The 19,180-nt window shown below is 63.4% G+C and carries 19 protein-coding genes and 1 tRNA gene; 12 read left to right on the top strand and 8 right to left on the bottom strand.

Annotated elements, in window-relative coordinates; all coding sequences use genetic code 11:
• Nucleotide 1: 1 nt before the first annotated feature.
• Both MTX35_RS20280 and MTX35_RS20275 read right to left on the bottom strand, forming a co-directional pair.
• Nucleotides 2–1,453, bottom strand: a complete 1,452-nt coding sequence (locus tag MTX35_RS20280; protein ID WP_243596692.1) for a trehalose-6-phosphate synthase — start codon at nucleotides 1,451–1,453, stop codon at nucleotides 2–4.
• 52 nt (nucleotides 1,454–1,505) lie between these two features.
• Nucleotides 1,506–1,679 (bottom strand): hypothetical protein, encoded by a 174-nt coding sequence (locus MTX35_RS20275; RefSeq protein WP_008710019.1) that lies wholly within the window; start codon nucleotides 1,677–1,679, stop codon nucleotides 1,506–1,508.
• 105 nt (nucleotides 1,680–1,784) lie between these two features.
• Between MTX35_RS20275 and MTX35_RS20270 the strand changes: the two genes are divergently transcribed.
• The 4 genes from MTX35_RS20270 (at nucleotide 1,785) to MTX35_RS20255 (ending at nucleotide 6,401) form a co-directional block, all read left to right on the top strand.
• Nucleotides 1,785–3,533, top strand: a complete 1,749-nt coding sequence (locus MTX35_RS20270) for an ABC transporter ATP-binding protein (RefSeq protein ID WP_243596691.1) — start codon at nucleotides 1,785–1,787, stop codon at nucleotides 3,531–3,533.
• Nucleotides 3,530–5,278, top strand: a complete 1,749-nt coding sequence (locus tag MTX35_RS20265; RefSeq protein WP_243596690.1) for an ABC transporter ATP-binding protein — start codon at nucleotides 3,530–3,532, stop codon at nucleotides 5,276–5,278. The genes MTX35_RS20270 and MTX35_RS20265 overlap by 4 nt, the downstream gene beginning before the upstream one ends.
• 66 nt (nucleotides 5,279–5,344) lie before the next feature.
• Nucleotides 5,345–5,911 (top strand): TetR/AcrR family transcriptional regulator, encoded by a 567-nt coding sequence (locus MTX35_RS20260; protein ID WP_243596689.1) that lies wholly within the window; start codon nucleotides 5,345–5,347, stop codon nucleotides 5,909–5,911.
• Between the two features lies 1 nt (nucleotide 5,912).
• Nucleotides 5,913–6,401 (top strand): FBP domain-containing protein, encoded by a 489-nt coding sequence (locus MTX35_RS20255; protein WP_243596688.1) that lies wholly within the window; start codon nucleotides 5,913–5,915, stop codon nucleotides 6,399–6,401.
• Nucleotides 6,402–6,545: 144 nt separating this feature from the next.
• Here MTX35_RS20255 and MTX35_RS20250 read toward each other — a convergent pair whose 3' ends face one another.
• On the bottom strand, nucleotides 6,546–7,199 hold the full coding sequence (locus tag MTX35_RS20250) for a hypothetical protein (RefSeq protein ID WP_243596687.1): 654 nt from the start codon (nucleotides 7,197–7,199) through the stop codon (nucleotides 6,546–6,548).
• Nucleotides 7,200–7,229: 30 nt separating this feature from the next.
• Nucleotides 7,230–7,757: a general stress protein CsbD gene (locus MTX35_RS20245; protein ID WP_243596686.1), complete on the bottom strand. Its 528-nt coding sequence runs from the start codon at nucleotides 7,755–7,757 to the stop codon at nucleotides 7,230–7,232.
• A gap of 91 nt (nucleotides 7,758–7,848) precedes the next feature.
• On the opposite strand from MTX35_RS20245, the gene MTX35_RS20240 reads away from it, so the two are divergent.
• Nucleotides 7,849–8,658, top strand: a complete 810-nt coding sequence (locus MTX35_RS20240) for an alpha/beta fold hydrolase (protein WP_243596685.1) — start codon at nucleotides 7,849–7,851, stop codon at nucleotides 8,656–8,658.
• Between the two features lie 90 nt (nucleotides 8,659–8,748).
• Nucleotides 8,749–9,009, top strand: a complete 261-nt coding sequence (locus MTX35_RS20235; RefSeq protein WP_243596684.1) for an MbtH family protein — start codon at nucleotides 8,749–8,751, stop codon at nucleotides 9,007–9,009.
• Between the two features lie 10 nt (nucleotides 9,010–9,019).
• Here the strand turns inward: MTX35_RS20235 and MTX35_RS20230 are convergent, their stop codons facing one another.
• Nucleotides 9,020–10,483 carry a threonine/serine exporter ThrE family protein gene (locus MTX35_RS20230; RefSeq protein ID WP_243596683.1) on the bottom strand — a complete coding sequence of 488 codons (1,464 nt, stop codon included), beginning with the start codon at nucleotides 10,481–10,483 and terminating at the stop codon, nucleotides 9,020–9,022.
• A 92-nt stretch (nucleotides 10,484–10,575) separates the two neighbouring features.
• On the opposite strand from MTX35_RS20230, the gene MTX35_RS20225 reads away from it, so the two are divergent.
• The 3 genes from MTX35_RS20225 to MTX35_RS20215 all read left to right on the top strand — a co-directional run bounded on the left by MTX35_RS20225 (nucleotide 10,576) and on the right by MTX35_RS20215 (nucleotide 12,383).
• Nucleotides 10,576–10,647: transfer RNA gene (locus MTX35_RS20225), tRNA-Thr, on the top strand.
• A gap of 390 nt (nucleotides 10,648–11,037) precedes the next feature.
• Nucleotides 11,038–11,631: a type IV toxin-antitoxin system AbiEi family antitoxin gene (locus MTX35_RS20220; protein ID WP_094662028.1), complete on the top strand. Its 594-nt coding sequence runs from the start codon at nucleotides 11,038–11,040 to the stop codon at nucleotides 11,629–11,631.
• The gene (locus tag MTX35_RS20215; protein WP_094662030.1) at nucleotides 11,631–12,383 is read left to right on the top strand and encodes a nucleotidyl transferase AbiEii/AbiGii toxin family protein; all 753 of its coding nucleotides are present in this window, start codon (nucleotides 11,631–11,633) and stop codon (nucleotides 12,381–12,383) included. Before MTX35_RS20220 ends, MTX35_RS20215 begins: the two co-directional genes overlap by 1 nt.
• A gap of 63 nt (nucleotides 12,384–12,446) precedes the next feature.
• On the opposite strand, the gene MTX35_RS20210 is transcribed toward MTX35_RS20215, so the two are convergent.
• Nucleotides 12,447–14,705, bottom strand: a complete 2,259-nt coding sequence (locus MTX35_RS20210; RefSeq protein WP_243596682.1) for a hypothetical protein — start codon at nucleotides 14,703–14,705, stop codon at nucleotides 12,447–12,449.
• Between the two features lie 47 nt (nucleotides 14,706–14,752).
• Between MTX35_RS20210 and MTX35_RS25775 the strand changes: the two genes are divergently transcribed.
• From MTX35_RS25775 to MTX35_RS20200, 3 genes are all read left to right on the top strand, one after another.
• On the top strand, nucleotides 14,753–15,787 hold the full coding sequence (locus MTX35_RS25775) for an AAA family ATPase (RefSeq protein WP_279393677.1): 1,035 nt from the start codon (nucleotides 14,753–14,755) through the stop codon (nucleotides 15,785–15,787).
• Between the two features lie 67 nt (nucleotides 15,788–15,854).
• A complete protein-coding gene (locus tag MTX35_RS25770) occupies nucleotides 15,855–16,754 on the top strand; it encodes an AAA family ATPase (RefSeq protein WP_308198150.1) in 900 nt (299 codons plus the stop codon).
• A gap of 33 nt (nucleotides 16,755–16,787) precedes the next feature.
• Nucleotides 16,788–17,126 (top strand): hypothetical protein, encoded by a 339-nt coding sequence (locus tag MTX35_RS20200; protein ID WP_243596681.1) that lies wholly within the window; start codon nucleotides 16,788–16,790, stop codon nucleotides 17,124–17,126.
• A gap of 253 nt (nucleotides 17,127–17,379) precedes the next feature.
• On the opposite strand, the gene MTX35_RS20195 is transcribed toward MTX35_RS20200, so the two are convergent.
• Nucleotides 17,380–18,402, bottom strand: coding sequence for a hypothetical protein (locus tag MTX35_RS20195; protein ID WP_243596680.1), 1,023 nt, complete (start codon nucleotides 18,400–18,402; stop codon nucleotides 17,380–17,382).
• Nucleotides 18,403–18,989: 587 nt separating this feature from the next.
• On the bottom strand, nucleotides 18,990–19,180 hold a 191-nt coding region (locus MTX35_RS20190; protein ID WP_243596679.1), incomplete at its 5' end, for an integrase core domain-containing protein.

The raw sequence follows: 19,180 nt of genomic DNA, 5'->3' as shown, positions 1-19,180 counted from the left end.
TTTATCGCTGCGTGAGGTTCGTGCCCTCCGCCGGCGCTGCGAGTGCGGTCAGGAAGGAGCGGGCCCAGCGGTCGACGTCGTGCGCGAGCACCTGCCGACGCATGGCACGCATGTGGCGCTTTCCTGCCTCGGGTTCCTGCTCGAGCGCGCCGATGATCGCGTCCTTCACGCTGTCCAGGTCGTGTGGATTGCACAGGTAAGCCTGGCGCAGTTCGGCTGCGGCACCGGTGAATTCGCTGAGCACCAGAGAGCCACCGAGATCGCTGCGGCAGGCCACGTACTCCTTGGCGACGAGGTTCATGCCGTCGCGCAGCGGAGTGACCAGCATGACGTCGGCCGCGACGAAATAGGCCAGCAGGTCGTCGCGGGGGATCGGCCGATGCAGGTAGTGCACCACGGGGTGGCCCACCTGGCCGTACTCGCCGTTGATGCGGCCCACCTGTTGCTCGATCTCGCCGCGCATCGCGACGTAGCTCTCGACGCGTTCACGGCTGGGCGTCGCCAATTGCACGATGACGTTCTCGGCTGGATCGACGCGACCCTCTTCGAGCAGTTCGCGAAACGCGTTGAGCCGAACGTCGATTCCCTTGGTGTAGTCGAGGCGATCGACGCCGAGCATGATGCGCTTGGGGTTGCCCAGATCCTTGCGCAGTTGCTTCGCGCGATCGCGGACGGCCTTGGAGCGCGACTTGGTGTCGAGGTCACCGGAGTCGATGGAGATCGGGAACGCGCCCACACGCACGGTCCGGAAGCCGACCTGCACAACGCCCAACTTGGACCGCACGCCGACGGTTCCGCGGGACGTGGTTCCCCCGGCGAGGCGTCGGGCAAGGTAGAGGAAGTTCTGCGCACCGCCGGACAGGTGGAAACCGATGAGGTCGGCACCGAGCAGTCCCTCGACGATCTCGGTGCGCCACGGCATCTGCATGAACAGCTCGATCGGCGGGAACGGGATGTGCAGGAAGAACCCGATGGTCAGGTCGGGGCGCAGCATCCGCAGCATCTTCGGGACGAGCTGGAGCTGATAGTCCTGGATCCAGACCGTCGCGCCCTGTGCTGCGGCCTCGGAGGTCTTCTCGGCGAAGCGGCGGTTGACCTCGACGTAGGCGTTCCACCAGTCGCGGTCGTACTCCGGCTTGACGATGACGTCGTGGTAGAGCGGCCACAGCGTCGCGTTGGAGAAGCCCTCGTAGTACTGGGTGTATTCCTTCTCGCTGATCGTCACCGGGCGCAGCTGTAGGCCGTCCTCGACGAAGGGTTCGACGTCGACGTCAGAGACGCCGACCCACCCCACCCACGCACCCTTGTTGGCACGCAGAATCGGTTCGAGAGCGGTGACCAACCCGCCAGGGCTTCGCTTCCATCGTGTGCTCCCGTCCGGGAGATTCTCCAGATCGACCGGCAACCGGTTGGCTACGACGACAAAATCCGAACCCTGCGAGGCGTCAGCCACAACTGTCCAATCCGCTTGTAGATCCCTGGGTAAACAGCCCTGCGAAAACCTGTCAGTCGGTCTTCGCTACTGGATCTATACCCAACATCGACAGCAACATGCGGCATTCGTCGGCATCGGTCGCGTAGGCGGCGACGACGCGCTGAGCCTGGCTGGCCGTCTCGTACTCGAGTGGGACGATGTCTTCGTCGGCGATGTCGTTGTCGGTGGAGGTTTTGGCAGGCATGGTGTTCTCCGTACTCTCTGCTGGGCTTACACGGTGTTCGTTGGACCCGACTCTATGTAAATGTGGCGTCCCCTCGCCAGTTCCCGATGCCATAGGCTGCAGCAAATGACCGATTCTGTGCCGCTCCGCCATGCTCGGACAGTGGTGGAAGTGCCTCCTCCGGCCACCGGCTCGTCGATTCTGCGCCGCACCGTACGACGGCATCGCACCCGCCTGATCGTCTCGTCACTGCTGTTCGGGGTGCATCAACTGTGCGAAACGATGGTCCCGGTGGCCATCGGACTGATCGTCTCGCGGGCCATCGACACCGGCGACGTGACAGCGATGATCGTCTCGCTGGTCGGTCTGGCGGCCTTGTTCGTCACTCTGTCGTACGCGTGGCGCATCGGTGCCCGCATCATCGTCGTCGCCATCGAGCGGGAGGCGCATCTGGTGCGCGTGGAGGTCGCTGGTCGCGTTCTCGATCCGCGGGGTGTTCGTACCGCCCTGTCGGCGGGGGAGTTGCTGACGGTCTCGACGTCCGACGCCGAGAAGGAGTCCTGGATCCTCGACCTGATCGCCCGGGTCTTCGCGTCGGCCGTGGCGGTCGTCGCTACCACGGTGGCATTGCTGGTCATCGACATTCCTCTGGGCCTGGCGGTCGTGATCGGGACGCCGGTGATCCTGATCGCGCTCCAGCGCCTCGCTCCGTTGCTCACTCGTGCGGCCACCGCGCAGCAGGCCGAGATCGCCGGGGTATCGGGGATGGCCACCGATCTGGTGAGCGGAGTACGGCCCCTGCGCGGGATCGGGGCCGAGAATGCCGCGACCGAGCGATTCGTGACGTCGAGCCGAACGGCGTTGGCCGCGACGCTGAAGCTGGCCCGCGCCAACAACGTCTATCAGGGCCTCGCGGCGGCGGTCAACGCGCTGCTGGCCGTCGGAATCGCCGGTACCGCAGGCTGGTTCGCGCTGCAGGGTCGCATATCGGTCGGTGAGTTGATCACCGTCATCGGCCTCGCACAGTTCGTCATCGAACCCCTGACCGGATTGGCGAGGATCCCCGGCGTCGTTGCGATGGTGCGCGGATCGGCCGACCGGCTCGCCCTTGTGCTCGGTGCGCAACACGTTCTGTCGCAGTCGGAATCCGCAATTCCGGTGGGTACCGAACTGACCGTCGACGACGTTCGGTTCCGGTCGCTCGACGGCCTGAGCTTCCGGGCCGCACCGGGTGAGATGCTCGGCGTGGTCGCCTACCGGCCGCAGGACGGGGAAGCGCTCGCTACGCTGCTGTCCGGTCAGATCTCCGACGCCGACTACACCGGATCGGTTCGTATCGGCGGGATTCCGGCAGGAGAGATCGATCTTCGACGCGCCCGCGAGACCGTTCTCGTCGAGCCCCACATCACCGACCTGTTCGCGGGCACCGTCCGCAGCAACGTCACCGCCGGCCGGGAGCGGCCCGACGCCGAACTCGATGTCGTGCTGCAGGCCTCCGCGGCCACCGACGTCGTCGAACTGCACGATGCCGGTCTCGATCATGCCGTCACCGACCGCGGAGCCAGCCTGTCCGGTGGCCAACGCCAGCGAGTCGCACTGGCGCGAGCACTGTCGGTCGACGCCCCGGTCCTGGTGCTGCACGACCCCACCACCGCCGTCGACGCCGTCACCGAGCACGCCATCGCTCGCGGTATCGCCGAACTCAGACACACCGGAAACGCCTCGCAGACAACCATCCTCATCACCACGAGCCCTGCGCTGCTGTCGGTCACCCATCGTGTTCTCGTCGTCGACGACGGCCGCGTCGTCGCCGAGGGAACGCACCACGATCTCGCATCCTCGGACGCGCAGTACAAGGACACGGTGCTGCGATGACCGCCCCCGAACTTCTTCCCATCGCCACCGGCGCTCGCTCCGGGAAGTGGCTACTGGAACAGCTGAAACTACGACGGGCGCGCACGGCGGTCACGCTGCTGCTCGGCGCAATTGCGGCGGCGATGTCGCTGGTGCCGGTCTATATCTTCGGGGTCTTGGTCGACCGCGTCCGCGACGGTGCGGACCCGTCGGCGATCATCGGTGTCGTCGTCGTCATCTCGGTGGCCGCGGTTGTCGGCGGCGTCGTCACCGGTTTCAGTGGCTATCTCATCAGCACCCTCGGTGAGGGCATTCTGGCGTCGCTGCGCGAGGCCGTCGTGCGGCGCGCACTGCATCTGCCCGTTGCCACGCTCGAGCGAGTCGGCAAGGGCGACTTGCTCTCTCGGGTGGGCGACGACGTCGCGGTGATGGCGAAATCGATCGGTGAGGTGATCCCGCAGCTCGTCGGGGCCTTCCTGCTCGTGTGCCTGAGCATGATCACGATGCTCGGCATCGACTGGCGGCTCGGCCTGGCCGGGCTGGTCGCGTTGCCGATGTATGTCCTCGCGCTGCGCTGGTATCTGCCGCGCTCGGCCCCGAAGTACGCGGCCGAACGAGTGGCGATGGGCGAGCGGGCACAGTCGTTCGTCAGCAGCATGCAGGGCGCGAAAACCGTTCGCGCGTACGGACTCGAGTCGGCGCATCTGAAAGAGATCGATCGGGCGTCGGCGAAGGCTCGGGACATCGGTGTCGACGTGTTCCGCCTGCTCACCCGATTCGCATCTCGGAACAATCGTGCCGAATGCGTCGGACTGTCGGTGATCCTGTTGGCCGGATTCCTGCTCGTGCGCGGCGATCACGTCACCGTCGGCGAGACGACAGCGGCAGCGCTGCTGTTCCACCGGCTGTTCAATCCGATCGGCACGCTGCTGTTCACATTCGACGACATCCAGTCCGCCGGAGCCTCTCTGGCCCGGCTGGTCGGTGTCATCGACATCCCCGACGAGCGACCCGTGGGTGACGGTTCCGTGCCTGCCGACGCCACCTTGGACGTCACCGATCTGCGGCACGAGTACGAGTCCGGCCACGAGGTGCTGCATGGAGTGAACCTGCGGGTCGACGCCGGTGAGACCGTCGCACTCGTCGGATCCACCGGCGCAGGCAAATCCACGATCGCGGCGATCGCGGCCGGCTCGATGGCGTCGACGTCGGGGACGGTTCGAGTCGGTGGCGCACCGCTGGATGCCCTGGGCAGCGACGGACTACGTCGGCACGTGGCGATCGTCAGCCAGGAAGTCCACGTGTTCGCCGGCCGATTGATCGACGACGTGCTGCTCGCCGCCCCGGATGCCGGTCGCGACGACGTCGAGGCCGCACTGCGCACCGTCGGGGCATGGGGGTGGGTCGAGGCGCTCGAGAGCGGCCTCGACACCGCCGTCGGCGAGGGCGGGCACCAATTGACCGCAGCCCAGTCGCAGCAATTGGCCTTGGCGCGCCTGGTTCTCGCCGATCCGGCCGTCGCCGTGCTGGACGAGGCCACCGCGGAAGCGGGCAGTTCCGGTGCGCGAGACCTCGAAGCCGCCGCCGAAGCAGCGACCCGGGGGCGCAGCACGTTGATCGTCGCACATCGCCTCACCCAGGCTGCCGCCGCCGACCGCGTGGTGGTGCTCGAACACGGCAGAATTCTGGAGCAGGGTCCGCACGACGAGCTGGTCGCTGCCGGTGGACGATACGCACAGCTGTGGGAGGCGTGGCAGGGCCGGTGATTGCTTTAGCTATTTGCCTATAGATGTTAGTTTCGGCTACGGTCTTCTCGAACAGAGGAGGCCGACATGGCACGCGCAGGATTGACCGCGCAGCGCATCGTGGCAGCAGGAGCGGATCTGGCCGATGAGGTCGGCTTCGATCGCGTCACTGCCAGTGAGATAGCCAGGCGCTTCGACGTCAAGGTGGCGAGCCTGTATTCGCACCTGAAGAACGCGCACGAGTTGAACGTCGGGATTGCGTTGCTGGCGTTGGAGGAACTGGCCGATCGGGTGTCCGAGGCCCTGGCGGGCCGAGCAGGCAAGGATGCCTTGGTTGCCGTCGCCAACGCGTATCTCGACTATTCGCGCGAACACCCCGGTCGCTATGCGGCGACACAGTTTCCGCTCGATCACGAGACCGCTCTTGCGAGTGCGGGAGTGCGTCACTCGGCGATGATGAAGGCGATTCTCCGCGGGTACGAGCTCGGCGACGAGGACCAGGTACACGCAGTTCGATTGCTCGGCAGTGTCTTTCACGGCTACGCCAGCCTCGATGCGTCGGGCTCGTTCGCTCACAGTGCACCCGACTCGCAGCAGTCCTGGGCTCGCATCCTCGACGGAATCGACACACTCCTACAGCACTGGAGGCAGTGACATGGAACCGATCTCCGAACGCGACATCAGGTCGTCGTTCGTCAACTCGTCCAAGGGGGACGCCGGCAGGCTCTCCCTTCCCGAGATGTTCGACGCCGTGCCGTGGGACGATCTCGACTTTCTCGGTTGGGTCGACCCCAAGATGGCAGGGCGCTGCTACATCGTCGTGCCTTCGGGGGATCGCCTGTGCGGAATCTCGTTGCGCTACACACCCGGTGGGCCACGCAAGGCTCAGATGTGCAGTATCTGCCTCACCACGCACGCCAACGGCGGAGTGTCGCTGATGGCTGCCGCGAAGGCCGGCGATTCCGGCAGGCGTGGCAACACGGTGGGCACCTACATCTGCTCGGACCTCGCGTGCTCGCTCTACGCACGAAAGAAGAAGACCCCGGCGCTGGGACGGCAGTTCAAGGAAGACTTCGATGTCGAGACCCGCACCGCGGCAGTCGAAGACAACATTGCCGCGTTCCTCGCGCGCATCGAGGGCTGATCAACATGGGTGGGAACCGCGCGCCCCGATTGACGACTGCGCGCCCATACTCTGATGCGAGTAGGGGCGCGCAGACGGCAAAAATGGTGTGAGGTCCTGCCCGGAGATCAGACCAGTCGAGGTTACTCGCCGATAAGTCTGAAGTCAGTCCTTGTTCTTCTCCGCGATGAACAGCTTCTCGATGCGCTCCGCCTCGTCCTTCTTGGCGGCGGCTTCGTCGGAACGCTCTGCAGCCTCGGCCAATTCGGCCTCGGACGGCGCTGCGGCCAGCTTCTCCTGCTTGTCGACCTGAGCCTGCTGCGCCTTCTTACGATCCTCGGCGGCCTTTGCGGTGGCAGCGGCCTGCTCGTCGGCCATCTTCTTCTTGGCAGCCGCTTCCCGCTCGGCTTCTTCAGCGGCCTCCCGCTTGCGCTGCTCGGCCTCCTGGCGCGCGTCACGTGCGGCTTCCTGGGCGGCGGCGTCGGCCGAGCGGCGATCCTTCTCGGCGGTCTCCCGCGCCACCTTCAGCTCGTCTTCCGCGGCGGTCTTCTTGGCGCGAGCCTCGGCGTCGAGGCGCGCGGCCTCGGCACGGTTCTCGGTGCTGTCGACGAGGGTCTCACCGCGGTCGGCGAGGCTCCTGTCTCCCAACAGATTTCCGACGGCGCGGTCGAGCGAGCCGAGGGTGTGCTCGTACACCAGGCGCGCGGGTGCTTCCGCGTTCATCTTCTCGACGACGTTGGTCTCGATGAGCTGCAACGGAATTCGAGCAATCTTGTACTGAATACGAAGGATGGTCAGTGGTATGGCTAGAACGCTCATGAAGCGAAACTCCTGTAATGCAGTAGTGGTTCAGGCTTGGTTGCGGAGCTCTTCGGCCTTCTTGCGATCGGCTTCGGCCTGTAGAAGAGCTTCCTGGTGCTTCTGCGCGGCGACCATTTCGTCCGAGTCCGCGGCGGCCTGCTCGATGCGTCGCTCCTCCGCGGCTTCGATCTGCTCGGCCGTTGCGTCGACCTCGGCGGCCTCTCGTTCCTGCGCCACGGCCTCACGCTTGTTCTGCTCGGCCGCAGCTACCTGCGTCTCACGCACCCGGTCTGCCTGCGCCTCGGTCACCGCAGCGTTTTCTTCCGCCGCCTCACGTCGACTTTCCGCAGCCGTGCGCACGTCGGCCAGCTCCTCGCCGGCTTCGGTGGCCTGCGCCTCCGCTACCCGGTCGGTGGCCTGCGCCTCCTTGTGCTCGCGCGCCTGTGCGGCCTGTAACTGGCCCTCGGCTGTCAACGAGTCGTTGCCGGTGACCGCGCCCACGACCTCTTTGGCTTTGCCCTTGATTCCGTCGAGCAATCCTTTGCGTGCTTCGCCCGCTACGTTCTCGTCAGTCATGTAACCCAGGTACCCACTGGCTGTTCGAGTAACCCCGGGTCGGTGCCGAACGATACGATCGCCGACGAATACATCAGCAGTGAGGAGACGTATGCCTATCGCCAAGATCAACGGCATCGACGTGAATTACCAGGTCAAGGGTAGTGGCGACCTGGTAATTCTGATCATGGGCACCGGTAGCCCAGGCCGCGTGTGGGAACTGCATCAGGTGCCCGCGCTCACAGCAGCGGGTTACCGGGTCTGCACGTTCGACAACCGCGGCATTGCTCCCTCGTCGGAGAGCTCGCACGGCATCACCATGGAGGACATGGTTGCCGACACAGCCGGCCTGATCGAGCTCGTCCGCAACGGCGACGAGAAGGCCTACGTGGTCGGAACGTCGATGGGCTCACGCGTCGCGCAGGAATTGGCTCTGAGTAGACCCGACTTGGTGCGCAAGGCCGTGTTCCTCGCCGGTCATGCTCGCGTCGACGAATTCCAGAAGACCCTCGCCCACGGCGAGCGAGCACTGTACGACAAGCGCGTCGAGCTCCCCGGCACCTACTCGGCGGCGGTGACGGCGGTGATGAATCTGTCGCCGGCAACGTTGCGTGATGGTCGCGGGGCACGCGACTGGCTGGACCTGTTCGAGTTCTCGGCCTCCTCGCCGTCCGCGGGCGTGCGCGCTCAGCTGGGGATGGAGGACGATTTCGATCGAACTGCGGCCTATCGCGGTGTGTCGGTGCCATGCCTGTCGGTCGGGTTCGCCGACGATCGGATGATCCCGCCTTACCTGGGCAAGGAGCTGGCCGACGCCATTCCCGGTGCCCGGTACGTGGAGATAGCAGACGCGGGACACTACGGATATCTCGAGCGCCCCGAGGCCGTCAATGCGGAACTGCTCGGCTTCTTGAAGGCCTGACGGCACCACCGCCCGACCTGCGTTGCTAGGGTCGTGTGGCACCTCACGGTGCAGACTTACCAACCAAACGTTCGCGACGAGTGAGGCGAGATGAGTACCAACCCGTTCGATGACGAAGACGGACGCTTCTTCGTGCTGGTCAACGACGAAGACCAGCATTCGCTGTGGCCGACGTTCTCCGAGGTCCCCCAGGGATGGCGTGTCGTCTTCGGTGAAGACACCCGCGCCGCGTGCTTGGAGTACGTCGAGAAGAACTGGACCGACATGCGTCCGCGCAGCCTGCGTGAGGCCATGGAGGCCGACGCGGCTGCACGCGCATCTGCTGAGGGATCACCCAGCACAGAGGCTTGAGTTCCGCCTTCTACGAAGGACTCGTACCGCGCCGCCGACGAACTGTCGGTCGGCGCGGTTCTTCTGTGCGGCGAAGCGTCGGGCGCAGTAGTTCCTCGGTGCGCGCGAGGATGCGTGGTCGACGGAGCGTGCGGGCACCCCATTCGCCCAGGGTCACGCCCGCGGCCAGGCCGCAACTGACACCCAGGGCCGCGAACAGCGAGCTGATTCCGAGCAACAGTTGGTCGTTGAGGATCGCGTACAGACCGCGGTAGAGCGACAGACCGGGCAGCAACGGCGTGATGCCGGCCACGGCGACGATCAACGGCGGAATCAGTGCACGACGTGCCAACAGGCCACCGGCCAGCCCGACGACGGTCGCCGCGATGGCCGAGGCGATGATCGGTCCGACGGTCAATGTCTGAGACAGCAAGTACACGAGTGAGCCCGCGAAGCCGCCGATGAACGCGGCCGGCAACGCACGCCGCTCGGCGTAGGTGGCCAGTGCGTAGAACAACGACGCCGCTGCACCCGCCAGCACCTTCGTCGGTACCTCCAGGATGTCCGGTGGTGCCAGGTTGCTGATCTGCGGAAGGTCGCTGCCGATGAGGGCGGCCAATCGCAGTGAGGTCGCGACACCGGCGATGATTCCTGCTGTCATCATCAACACTTCGAAGAACCTGGCCGACGCCGTGATCGGGGCCCCGGTGATCGCATCTTGAAACGTACCGACGAGAGACAGGCCCGACAGCAACACAACGACACCGGCCGCGATAACCATCGACGGAGAGATGCTGATGTTGAGTTGGTCCTGGAAGTTGTAGAGCGTGATCGCCGGGGTGGCGGCGATGAACCCGCCGACGACCTGTTGGAAGAAGAACGGCAGACCGGCTCGGTTCAGGATCCGACCGATTCGATCGATCACCATCGTCGTCAGGAAGCTCACCACGGCCACCAAGAGGCCACCCCCGAGCAGGACGCCGACGGCCGCGGCCATGCCGGACCACGCGAACGTCGCAATCCAGCGGTTGTAGGGGTGTGGAGCCTTGGTGATCTCCTCGAGCCGATCCAGCGCCGCGCTCGGCGGCATCATCTTGACGCGCACAGCACGGATCAGACGATCCACCTCGGCCAGACGCGTGAAGTCCATCGAGCGGTAATGCACGATGCGCATCGTCGATGCCGGAGGACGCGTCGGGCCACGATGGGCGCTGAGGGTGATTGAGTTGTACGTGACGTCGACGTCGCACCGCGCGAGGCCATAGCTCGCGGCGATGAACTGCACCTGCGTCGCCGTATCCACCGCCGAAGTACCCGAGGCCAGCAACACCTCGCCGACGCGAACCGCGAGGTCCAGAACCTCTGCGACCGACGCATCGTCGGTCAGGTCGATCGGGCGTAGAGGTGACGGCGCTGCGGTCGGCGTATCGATGGTGGCCCGACGCTCACCGGTGAGACGGCTCAGCGAAGCCGTCAGGTCTTGCAGGAAAGTCATGACCGTCTTTACACGTAGCTGGGGTGATCCACCGACAAGGTACCTGTTGACACTGAGCGTCCGATGAACGGATATGATTGCCTCGCTTCACTGCCTCCTTAGCTCAGCGGTAGAGCACTCGCCTTGTAAGCGAGCGGTCAACGGTTCAATCCCGTTAGGAGGCTCGTTCGGACGGCCCTGACCAGCGAAAACGGTTGGGGCCGTCCCTTTTTGGCCTATTTCGGCCGCTCGTTTCTTGCGCGAGCCCGGTTCGTCCACCTGGGTTTATGGGTCGCTTGTGACCTGGGGTTTTGCCGGTTCGGCGGCTCGATCCGGCGTTCGGTGTCACAGAATGTCACAACTCATCGCTAACTCATCGGTGAGCGTTCGTGTGGATGTAGGTGGATGTGTACGGACTGGGCAGGTGATGGCCGGGCCGAGGTGCAGTGTTGGAATCAGTGTCGGTTCTGTAGGCTTGGAGCCTACGTATCCGACATTTGATGGAGGTAACTGTGACGACAAGCGATGTGCGACGCCGTCATGCCGGGTTACCTCCCGCGTTTGCACGGCTTCCGATGCGGATGGTGCGAGCCGCGACAGCGGCCGATGTCTACGCGCACCCGCGAGCCGAGCTTGCGCGGCTGACGGACCTGGGCCTGCTGCACCGAGTGGCGACGGGCTTCTACGTGGCCGTGCCCGACGATCGGGTCGGGACCGAGTGGATGCCTGGCCTGGAGGCTGCAGCAGTTGGTATCGCTGTCGCGGCGTACGGCCGCGATGACGCTGTGGTGATGGGTATCAGCGCAGCGCGGTTGCACGGTGTTCTTCCGCGTGCGTTGGCGACGGCTGTGGTGGCTGTGCCGACGCGACACGATCCGATTCGGTTGGTGGATCGGCCGGCGTTGGTTCGGTTCGTCGTGCGCGACACCGCACGTCTGGATGCGGAGCGTATCGATACCGAGTTGGGTCCGGTGTTGGTGACGACTGCGGAGCAGACGGTGTTGGATCTGGTAAAGCGTCCGGGTCTCGGTGACGCCGAGGCTGAGGTGTGGCCGGCGGTGGAGCAGTTGTATCGACGGTGCGATCCGAAAGTGTTAGCCGAGATCGCTGGGGCTCAGAAGATGCGAATGACGTTGACGCGGCTGCAGGCTCGGTTGGGGGAGAAGTAGTGAATCCCCGCGAGTTGGCCTCGGTGGCCGCGCAATTCGGTGTCGCGCGTGCACAGGTCGAGCGGGATCACCTGATCTCGCACCTGCTCGGCTATCTGAGTGCGCATTTCGCGGATCGGATTGTGTTCATCGGCGGAACAGCCTTGGCTCGAACCCATTTGGTCGATGGTCGTCTCAGTGAGGACATCGACCTGATTGCGGTCGGTTCCAGATCGGAGGTCGCTCGTGATCTCGACCGCGCTCTCCCACGCGCGGTGATGCGCAGCCACGGGCGTCTGGTGTGGGATCCTGCGATCAGCGAGGTGCCTGAGCGCCTCGGTGCAGTGTTGAGGTCGCAGTCCGGACTGGCGGTCAAGGTGCAGTTGCTGTCGGCGGAAGGTCGCCCAGCATGGCCTCTGGAGAACCGGCGACTCGAACAGCGGTTTGAGGATGCACCGGGAGCTGAGTTGACGGTGCCCACGCGGCCCGCCTTCGTTGCGGGTAAGACGGCCACCTGGTGTGATCGGCGGGCGTCGCGTGATCTGTGGGACTTGTGTGCACTCACTCGGATTGGCGCATTCGAGCCGGCAGTGGCCGATTTGTATCGGAGGTTCGGGCCCACGAACAAGCTGCCAGGGCAGTGGCAATTCGCGGACATACCGACCGAATCCGATTGGTTGAGTCAGTTGTCGGGGCAGACGCGGCTGATCGTGACAGCGCGCGAAGCGGCAAACCTTGTGGCCCGGGCATGGCAGGCGCTGGCGACACGTTAGTCCTGCAGTCGCATGAAACAGTCTTGCGGTAAAGGCCCGCAACTCAGGCAGTCTGCGAGCGAATTAGGCTGTGCTGCCGAATATTCGACGGTATGCGTCCAGTTCTTCTTCGTCAACATCGATTTCGCCGAAGAGTACGTACATTGTTGTGTCCCATGGGCGAAGGCCATCGTGCCTGGGAGTGAGAAGAACCGCGACCGTCCGGCAAGCATCAACTGCGTCGGCGGGAAGCCCGGAGATCCATTCGTGGTGGCGGAGCATCGTCCACCCACGGAAGACTGCTTGGTGGTGTCCGCTGAGATGGTTCAGCACGCCGAAGGCTAAATGTAAGTGGTTGTCCCCCAGCCAGTAACGGCGAGGCTCAAACCGCGTCTCACCATTGAGCGCGTCTTGAGCGATTCGGAGCTGGTCGAGCAGTCGTCGGCCGATCGCGGCCCGCTCGAGTACCGGATGCTGATCGAGCATGTGCAGCACGTTCAAGCGGTCGAGTTCGGGACGATCCCAGGACGACGTAGCGACGTCCTCGAGCATCTGGCGATACAGCGCTGCCCCCGCGGTGTCGAGACTCGATGCTGGCTCCCTCGGTAAGAGGGGATACGAAAAGTGTTGGGCTAGTGCTGGATAGTGTTTGTTGGTATCAGCGTTCCGGGTTGCTTCGAGGTCGGCATTCGCGAGCTCGAAATAGTGTGGCACGTGTTCACCCGGTGCGACTTCGTCGCCTTTTACTCGGTGAATGTATGCGCCGACGGCGGTGATCGACCTCAGCTGGTCGAAGAGGAATTCCCACTCACGCCGTAGAAGAGCCACTACTGCAAGCGACGGCGTCGATGAGACGGGGGAGATGTGCTCGGGTGGCTGGTCGTGATCGATTATCACAACACCCACCCATGCGAATACCGCAGCGTCGACGTGAATAGAGCGTCCACGAGCGTTGTGAAGGGTCTTGGGTGTGGCGGTGAGAGTTCGTACTGTGCCTGCGGCCTGGCGCGCGCCCTTCGCGGCGTTCTTGGCAATCCAGTTCAGTTCGCGCGCAGGGTTTGCGTCGGTGGGTACGTCGCGGGACTTCACCTGGATGGCAAGTGCTCGATCTCCGAAGATGACCGTACCGTCGCCGAGCTCACGGGATGCTGTGCCTTTGGCGATCTTCTTGGGTGGTAACACGAAATCGGGGAGCCCCCACTGTGCCGCAGCGGCCAGGGTCGCGTTCTCGGCTGCAGTACCTCGAATTACTGCTGGTTCGAGGACTCGGGCATGTGGAATCGTCCGCCCGAACACGCCGGTTTCAGTGTGGACCAGCATGACCATGTTGTCGTCGTCATCCCGATAGACAGCCAGGCCGAGTTCGGACTGAGCGAGTTGGGGTTCCAGGTCTGGGTAATTCGAGTGATCGACCGGTGCCCACCTGCCAGGGTCATTGTCGTGTTCGGTAGTCAACTTGTCCACGTCCACGTCCAAGTCGGGGTCCGGGCGGTTCAGCGGCTCGCGCAGACCAACCGAGCGCTCGAAGCCGCGAACAATTTCGGCTGCAACTTTGAGAAGTGAGGCACACCGGCGGCCGACCGTGTCTTTGTCTGGGTTGCCCGGCCATGGAGGTAGCGCGAACGCGATGTCGAGGGCAACGCCCGGCCGACCGTTCAGGCCTCGCGCGCCTTCGGTGGGTTCTACCCTGAATCGCGCGATCGGGGTTGGTGTCTGGACGAGTGTGGGCGGCTCGGCAGCTAGTTCGACGATCTTGTGCGGTGGGTCCACGAGCACGGTCGGCTGAGCTGAGTGTGCCCATATTCCAAAAACCTCTGCATCGGGTACTAAGGCGACGACATTCTTCAACAGGCCCATTGCCGACCGCAGCGTTGAGATTCGAGTGGGTGTTTCTGCTTCGATTGCGTAGGGCTGGAACAGCGCGAGGAGCTGCAGGTGGTCGGGTCGGAGACCGTCGAACGCGCCGGAGCGGTGGAGCTCGGTGAACTCGGATGGGGTTGAACAGAGGGGGAATTGGATCGGTCGATCAGGCGTGGGTGTGATGCCCGAAGTCAGTCTCTCGGTGGCCTGGATTGCTGCGTTCAGGCTGTTCTGGACTGCAGCAATGAAGTCTCGGCCACTCTGTTGGAGGGCGTCGGCCTGCGTTGGCCACTCGACCGACACGCCAAGCTCGCCTGTGCCTCGTTCGTCGAGCTCGATCCAGCAGCGCAGTGCGCTGTCGATGTCCAGTTCGTTCCAGTGCGTCGCGATGTCGCTACGAAGTTGGTGCGCTGCATCCAACGATTGCCAGGCTTTCTCGAACGGCTCTGATCTCTGATCGTTAGCCGGCTCGAGTGTGGTCATGCGTCGTTACTACACCACTGCACCGACGGCACTGCGTCCCTGATTTCATGGACAACACCCTGAGCCACAGCACAGTTCCAGAGTTGCTGCGGCTCAGGGTGTTGCAGCAAGCCACTACTAAGATCTTCCCCGTGCTGCGTCGACTCGAACCTAAGACCACTTATCGCTCACTGAGCAAGGGCTTTTGGCCCACCGCGCTGCCTCTGGGCAGGCGCTCAGTCGTGTACGGCCACAACGGCAGCGGTAAATCCTCCTTCGCGTCACTTCTGCTCGAGATTGCCTCGGACGACGCCTCGACAGAGGCGGTCTGGGAGGACGAGCTGGCGGCGAGTCACGTAGTGCGGGTGGGCTATGGCGGTCCTTCGCCCGCCATGGCGGTCTTCACCAAGGAGTGGGTGAACCGCAACCTCTCAGAATTTCTGGATGGCGACACGGCCTCGCCCATTGTCACCCTGGGCGAAGAGGCCATCGAAGCCAAGGGGCAGGAGGCCGAACTCGCCAAGAAGATCGACGCCTTCCGCCTCGAGGCGACTGAGACGGGCAAGAAGAGCCAGGAATCAACGACCAAGGCCAGAAAGCTGGCGACCGCAGCTCAGGCCGGCATCGCAGATCAGCTCAAGAGCTTCGACTACCAGCGATTCACTAAAAACAAGTACTCGATGCCGGTGGTCGAGGGCTTGCTCCGTAAATACAAGGGTGAGTTCCCAGATGAGAACGAGAGCGTCGAGGCACTCAAGCGCTTGAGCGAGCCCACGCCGAAACACCTGCCCGCAGTTGCGGACCCTCCGGGTGGGCTTACCGCGGCGATGAGTGGGCTTGAGACGGTGCTGACCGACACACCCACGAGCGTGACGATCGCGTCTCTCGCAGCGAATCAGGAACGGCAGCAGTGGGCTGAGCAGGGTATTCGCCTACACGAGGGACTTGATGACTGCCTCTTCTGCGGCAATGTTCTGTCGTCAGACCGGTGGGAGCAGCTCGCCAAGCACTTCGACAAGAGCCGGTCCGATATCCGCGAACGTGCGCAGTCGCTCGCCGCGGAGGTGCAGAGCCGAAAGGTGGCTCTGAGTAGCTGGGGTTGATGCCATACCCACGCCCGAAGAGCTTGTAGTTGAACTTCGAGACGGCTACACCACAAACCTTCAGGCCGTGAAGGAAGAGGTATCCGCGCGTATAGACGTGCTCGATGAACTCAAGCGCGTTCTCGACGAGAAAGCCGAAGACCCGACTACGACGCCGATCGCGCCCGATTGGTCACTCCGCGTCGGTGATCTCTCGGCTTCCATTTTGCAGAAAGCGATCACCGAGCACAACGAACAGGTAGCCGACCGCACCACCGTGATCGAGGCGCGCTACGAGACCGTCCTCGACCACATCATCGGATCCCGTGCAGAATCCTTTCGTCAGCATGAGACAAGCGCCAAGACCGCGCAGACCCAGCACAAGGCCGCCACAGATGGTGCTGATCTGGCAGAACGGACTCTGATTGACCTCCGCCAAAAGCAGTTCTCGAACAGCAGGATGGCAGAGACCCTCACCGCCGACTTCTCCCGCGTCTACGGGAAGGGCCACCTCAGTGTCGCCGTGACCGAGGACGGCAAATCCTATGCCTGCCTCCGGGGAGCTCTGCCGGCCACGCACCTGAGCGATGGCGAGCGCACCACCCTCTCGCTCCTCTACTTCCTGCGAAAGCTAGAGGACGAGACCATTAGCGGGGACAAGACTTCTCGCATCGTCGTCATCGATGACCCTTCGAGTTCACTTGACCGTGAGGCGCTCTTCGCCACGCATCAATGGCTGGTGGACACGCTCGAAGGCTTCGGCCAATTCATCGTGCTGACTCACGACTTCGGACTACTACGTCTCTTCCTCAAGTCTCAGGGCAGCGCATGGAACTCATCTCGGAAGAAGATCAGGAAAGGTGAGGCCGACGAGAAACGCTTCCCCGAGGTGGCCTTCTTGGAGATGTACGCAGCGACCGAAGACGACGTACGCAAGACCCAGGTGGCAACGCTCGCACCCATGCTCGTGAAGCACACAACCGAGTAGGCCTACCTCTTCGCGCAGGTGATGGAGGGGGTCGTGGACGGCACCGATCATGACCGGCTGTTCCTACTTCCCAACGCTGTGCGCCGCGTCCTCGAGATCTTCGCAAGCTACAAAGCTCCGCATCTTGGTACCTTTGATCAGCGCCTCGAAGACCTTATGGGCGGCGACCTTGTGAACAACCCCTACCGAGACGTTTACAACTTCTGCAACCGCTACTCCCACGGCGAGGGCAGCGAGAGTGTGGACGTGCTCGATGCTCGCGCGATCCACGGGCACATTCGCAGAGGAATGGAGTTCATGAAATTCGCTGACACGCAGCACTTCGAGCGCATGTGCAAGGCCACCAATTCGGACCCCGCCGCAATCGCTTGATGGCGCGTTAGAGACGGTGAGCGCTTGGTACACAGGAAGGATTCGCCACCACACCGACCGATGACCTGAGAATTCTCCACACCGGCTGAGAACCGACAGCTGGTGTTGTTTCTCGGTTGATGTGGCGGCGCTTGCCCGGCTGGCCCTGCGGTTCGCGACACCTCTCTTGTGCACCGCCGGTCGCTACTTCTTTCCGATCTGGCGGATTCAGTCGGCCCCGCTACATCTGACCCCTCCACTCAGCGTGGCGGGGTCAGATGTAGATCGCGATCGGGAGCACAGTGAACGATTGGCCCTCGATTTTCGCCGAGAATCGAACATCAACTGGCGGCAAGTCCGTCTCTGAATCAAGTAAGTTCCGTATTTGTTGTTGGTCGGGCACGGAGCTGCCTACGGCATCAGTGAGCTGGTCGAACACAGATTCCACGAAGTCCGGGTTCAGACGCCTGAGGATCTTGTTCCTACTGAGTACGGGCACGTCTTCTTCGAGCGGCGTGGTGACTTTGCCCAGGACAGTGAACCGTCCGTCGAGGAGGCGGTCCTGGTCATCGGTGACAAAATGCGTTGCGTCGCAGACCGTGACGGCGGTGAGATCACCTCCGAGTTCACAGTAGAATTCGCGGGTGCTGTCACTCCGAAAATCGGTACGCAGCGCGCGGGTAGCCGCGTAAGCGAGGTCTGCCTGCCGCGTCGCCTCCTGCTCGGCGGCTTCCCAGTCGTACTTAAGCCGCGCGATATCGAAATCATCGTTATCGACATGTGGGCGCGCGGAGCTGCGGGCGAAGAATTTTGTGGCCGCGGCAACGAGATCCGGGGTAGCGATGTCGAGGATGGCGTTGATCTCGTTGGCCCTGAATCGTCCGGTAAAGACGACTATTTCACCGCCAACAAGGCCGGCAGCATTCTCTTCTTCGTCTATCTCGATAATTTGCCCGACCAGTCTCTGCTTGAGAAGTTGCAGGTAGTAGGCCAAGTCGTAGGAGTACTGCCGTCGTGCGATAGCTGCAGTCTCGGTCCCGTCGTTGCTGGTTTTACCCAATAAGCCGTCGAGCGATCCGTCGATACCGCCGGCGACCGGCAGGGCGGCCTTGGCTGACAGGTTTACTCCGCCGGATTTGTTCCGTGTGCGCTGTGAGCTGTCTTTCCGGGTGGACTCGGACTCGCCGGACACGAGAAGGCCTTCGTTTAGGAGCTCCTGCAACAAAGCACCGACGAAGTCGGGGTTCTGGTAGATCACGACATGAGGATTAGAGGCCGCTGAACTGGATTCCGTCATGACCACATCCTGCTGGTTTTCTCATCCGATAGGGATGCTTGTCGGGCTGACCTGCGGTCCACCACATACAGCACCCGCTTCGCCGGTGCCGAACACCGACGTGACCATACAGCTTGTTTGGCCTCGTGTGAGGTCCGCATAGTCGGCGGTTTCGTCGCAGGCGTGAGGGGTGAACAGGTGCTCGAGGTCGGCCTCGGTCATGGCGGGCGGCGTTTACCGCCGGAAGTTCTCGGGGTCGGGTCGGCCGCTGTGGACTGGTCGTTGGAGTGGAGGGAATGCGACTTCAGAGTCACGCCATAGGCACGGTGAAGGACTTTCAGTCCGGTACCTCCATCGCCAACACCGACGGTGGCGGCCGTCCGGCTTTGAGCCTTTCTTACTCGAAGGCTGCCCCAGGCCGCCCTGGCCCCTGTAGGTGAGTCACTCTCAAGCTTCTCGAACGAGACTTGGGACTGCCCCAGGTTTGGTTGACATCTGATCTGTGAGGATCACTCCTCACGGTGGAAGGATATTCACCATGCCGAAAGCGTTCCTGGCAGGTCCCCGATAGTCGGACCACCGCGTTCAAGAGCCACGGTGTGATTGATTCAGTCGATCTCGCAGCCCTCGACCGGTTGGTGGTTGTGGGTGCATTGGGCAGCGTGCTCAGCAGGCGTGAGGTAGCCCAGTGATGAGTGCCGGTGTCGATGATTGTGGTCGTCTTTGAAGTCCTCGATCACCACCCTCGCTTCGAGCAGACTCGTCCAGTGATTGCGGTTCAGGCACTCCTTCCGTAGCC

Source organism: Rhodococcus sp. ARC_M12, assembly GCF_022810385.1.
Lineage (GTDB): Bacteria > Actinomycetota > Actinomycetes > Mycobacteriales > Mycobacteriaceae > Rhodococcoides > Rhodococcoides navarretei.
The sequence above is the reverse complement of the archived record's forward strand: the minus strand, read 5'-3'. Positions and strand labels throughout refer to the sequence as shown.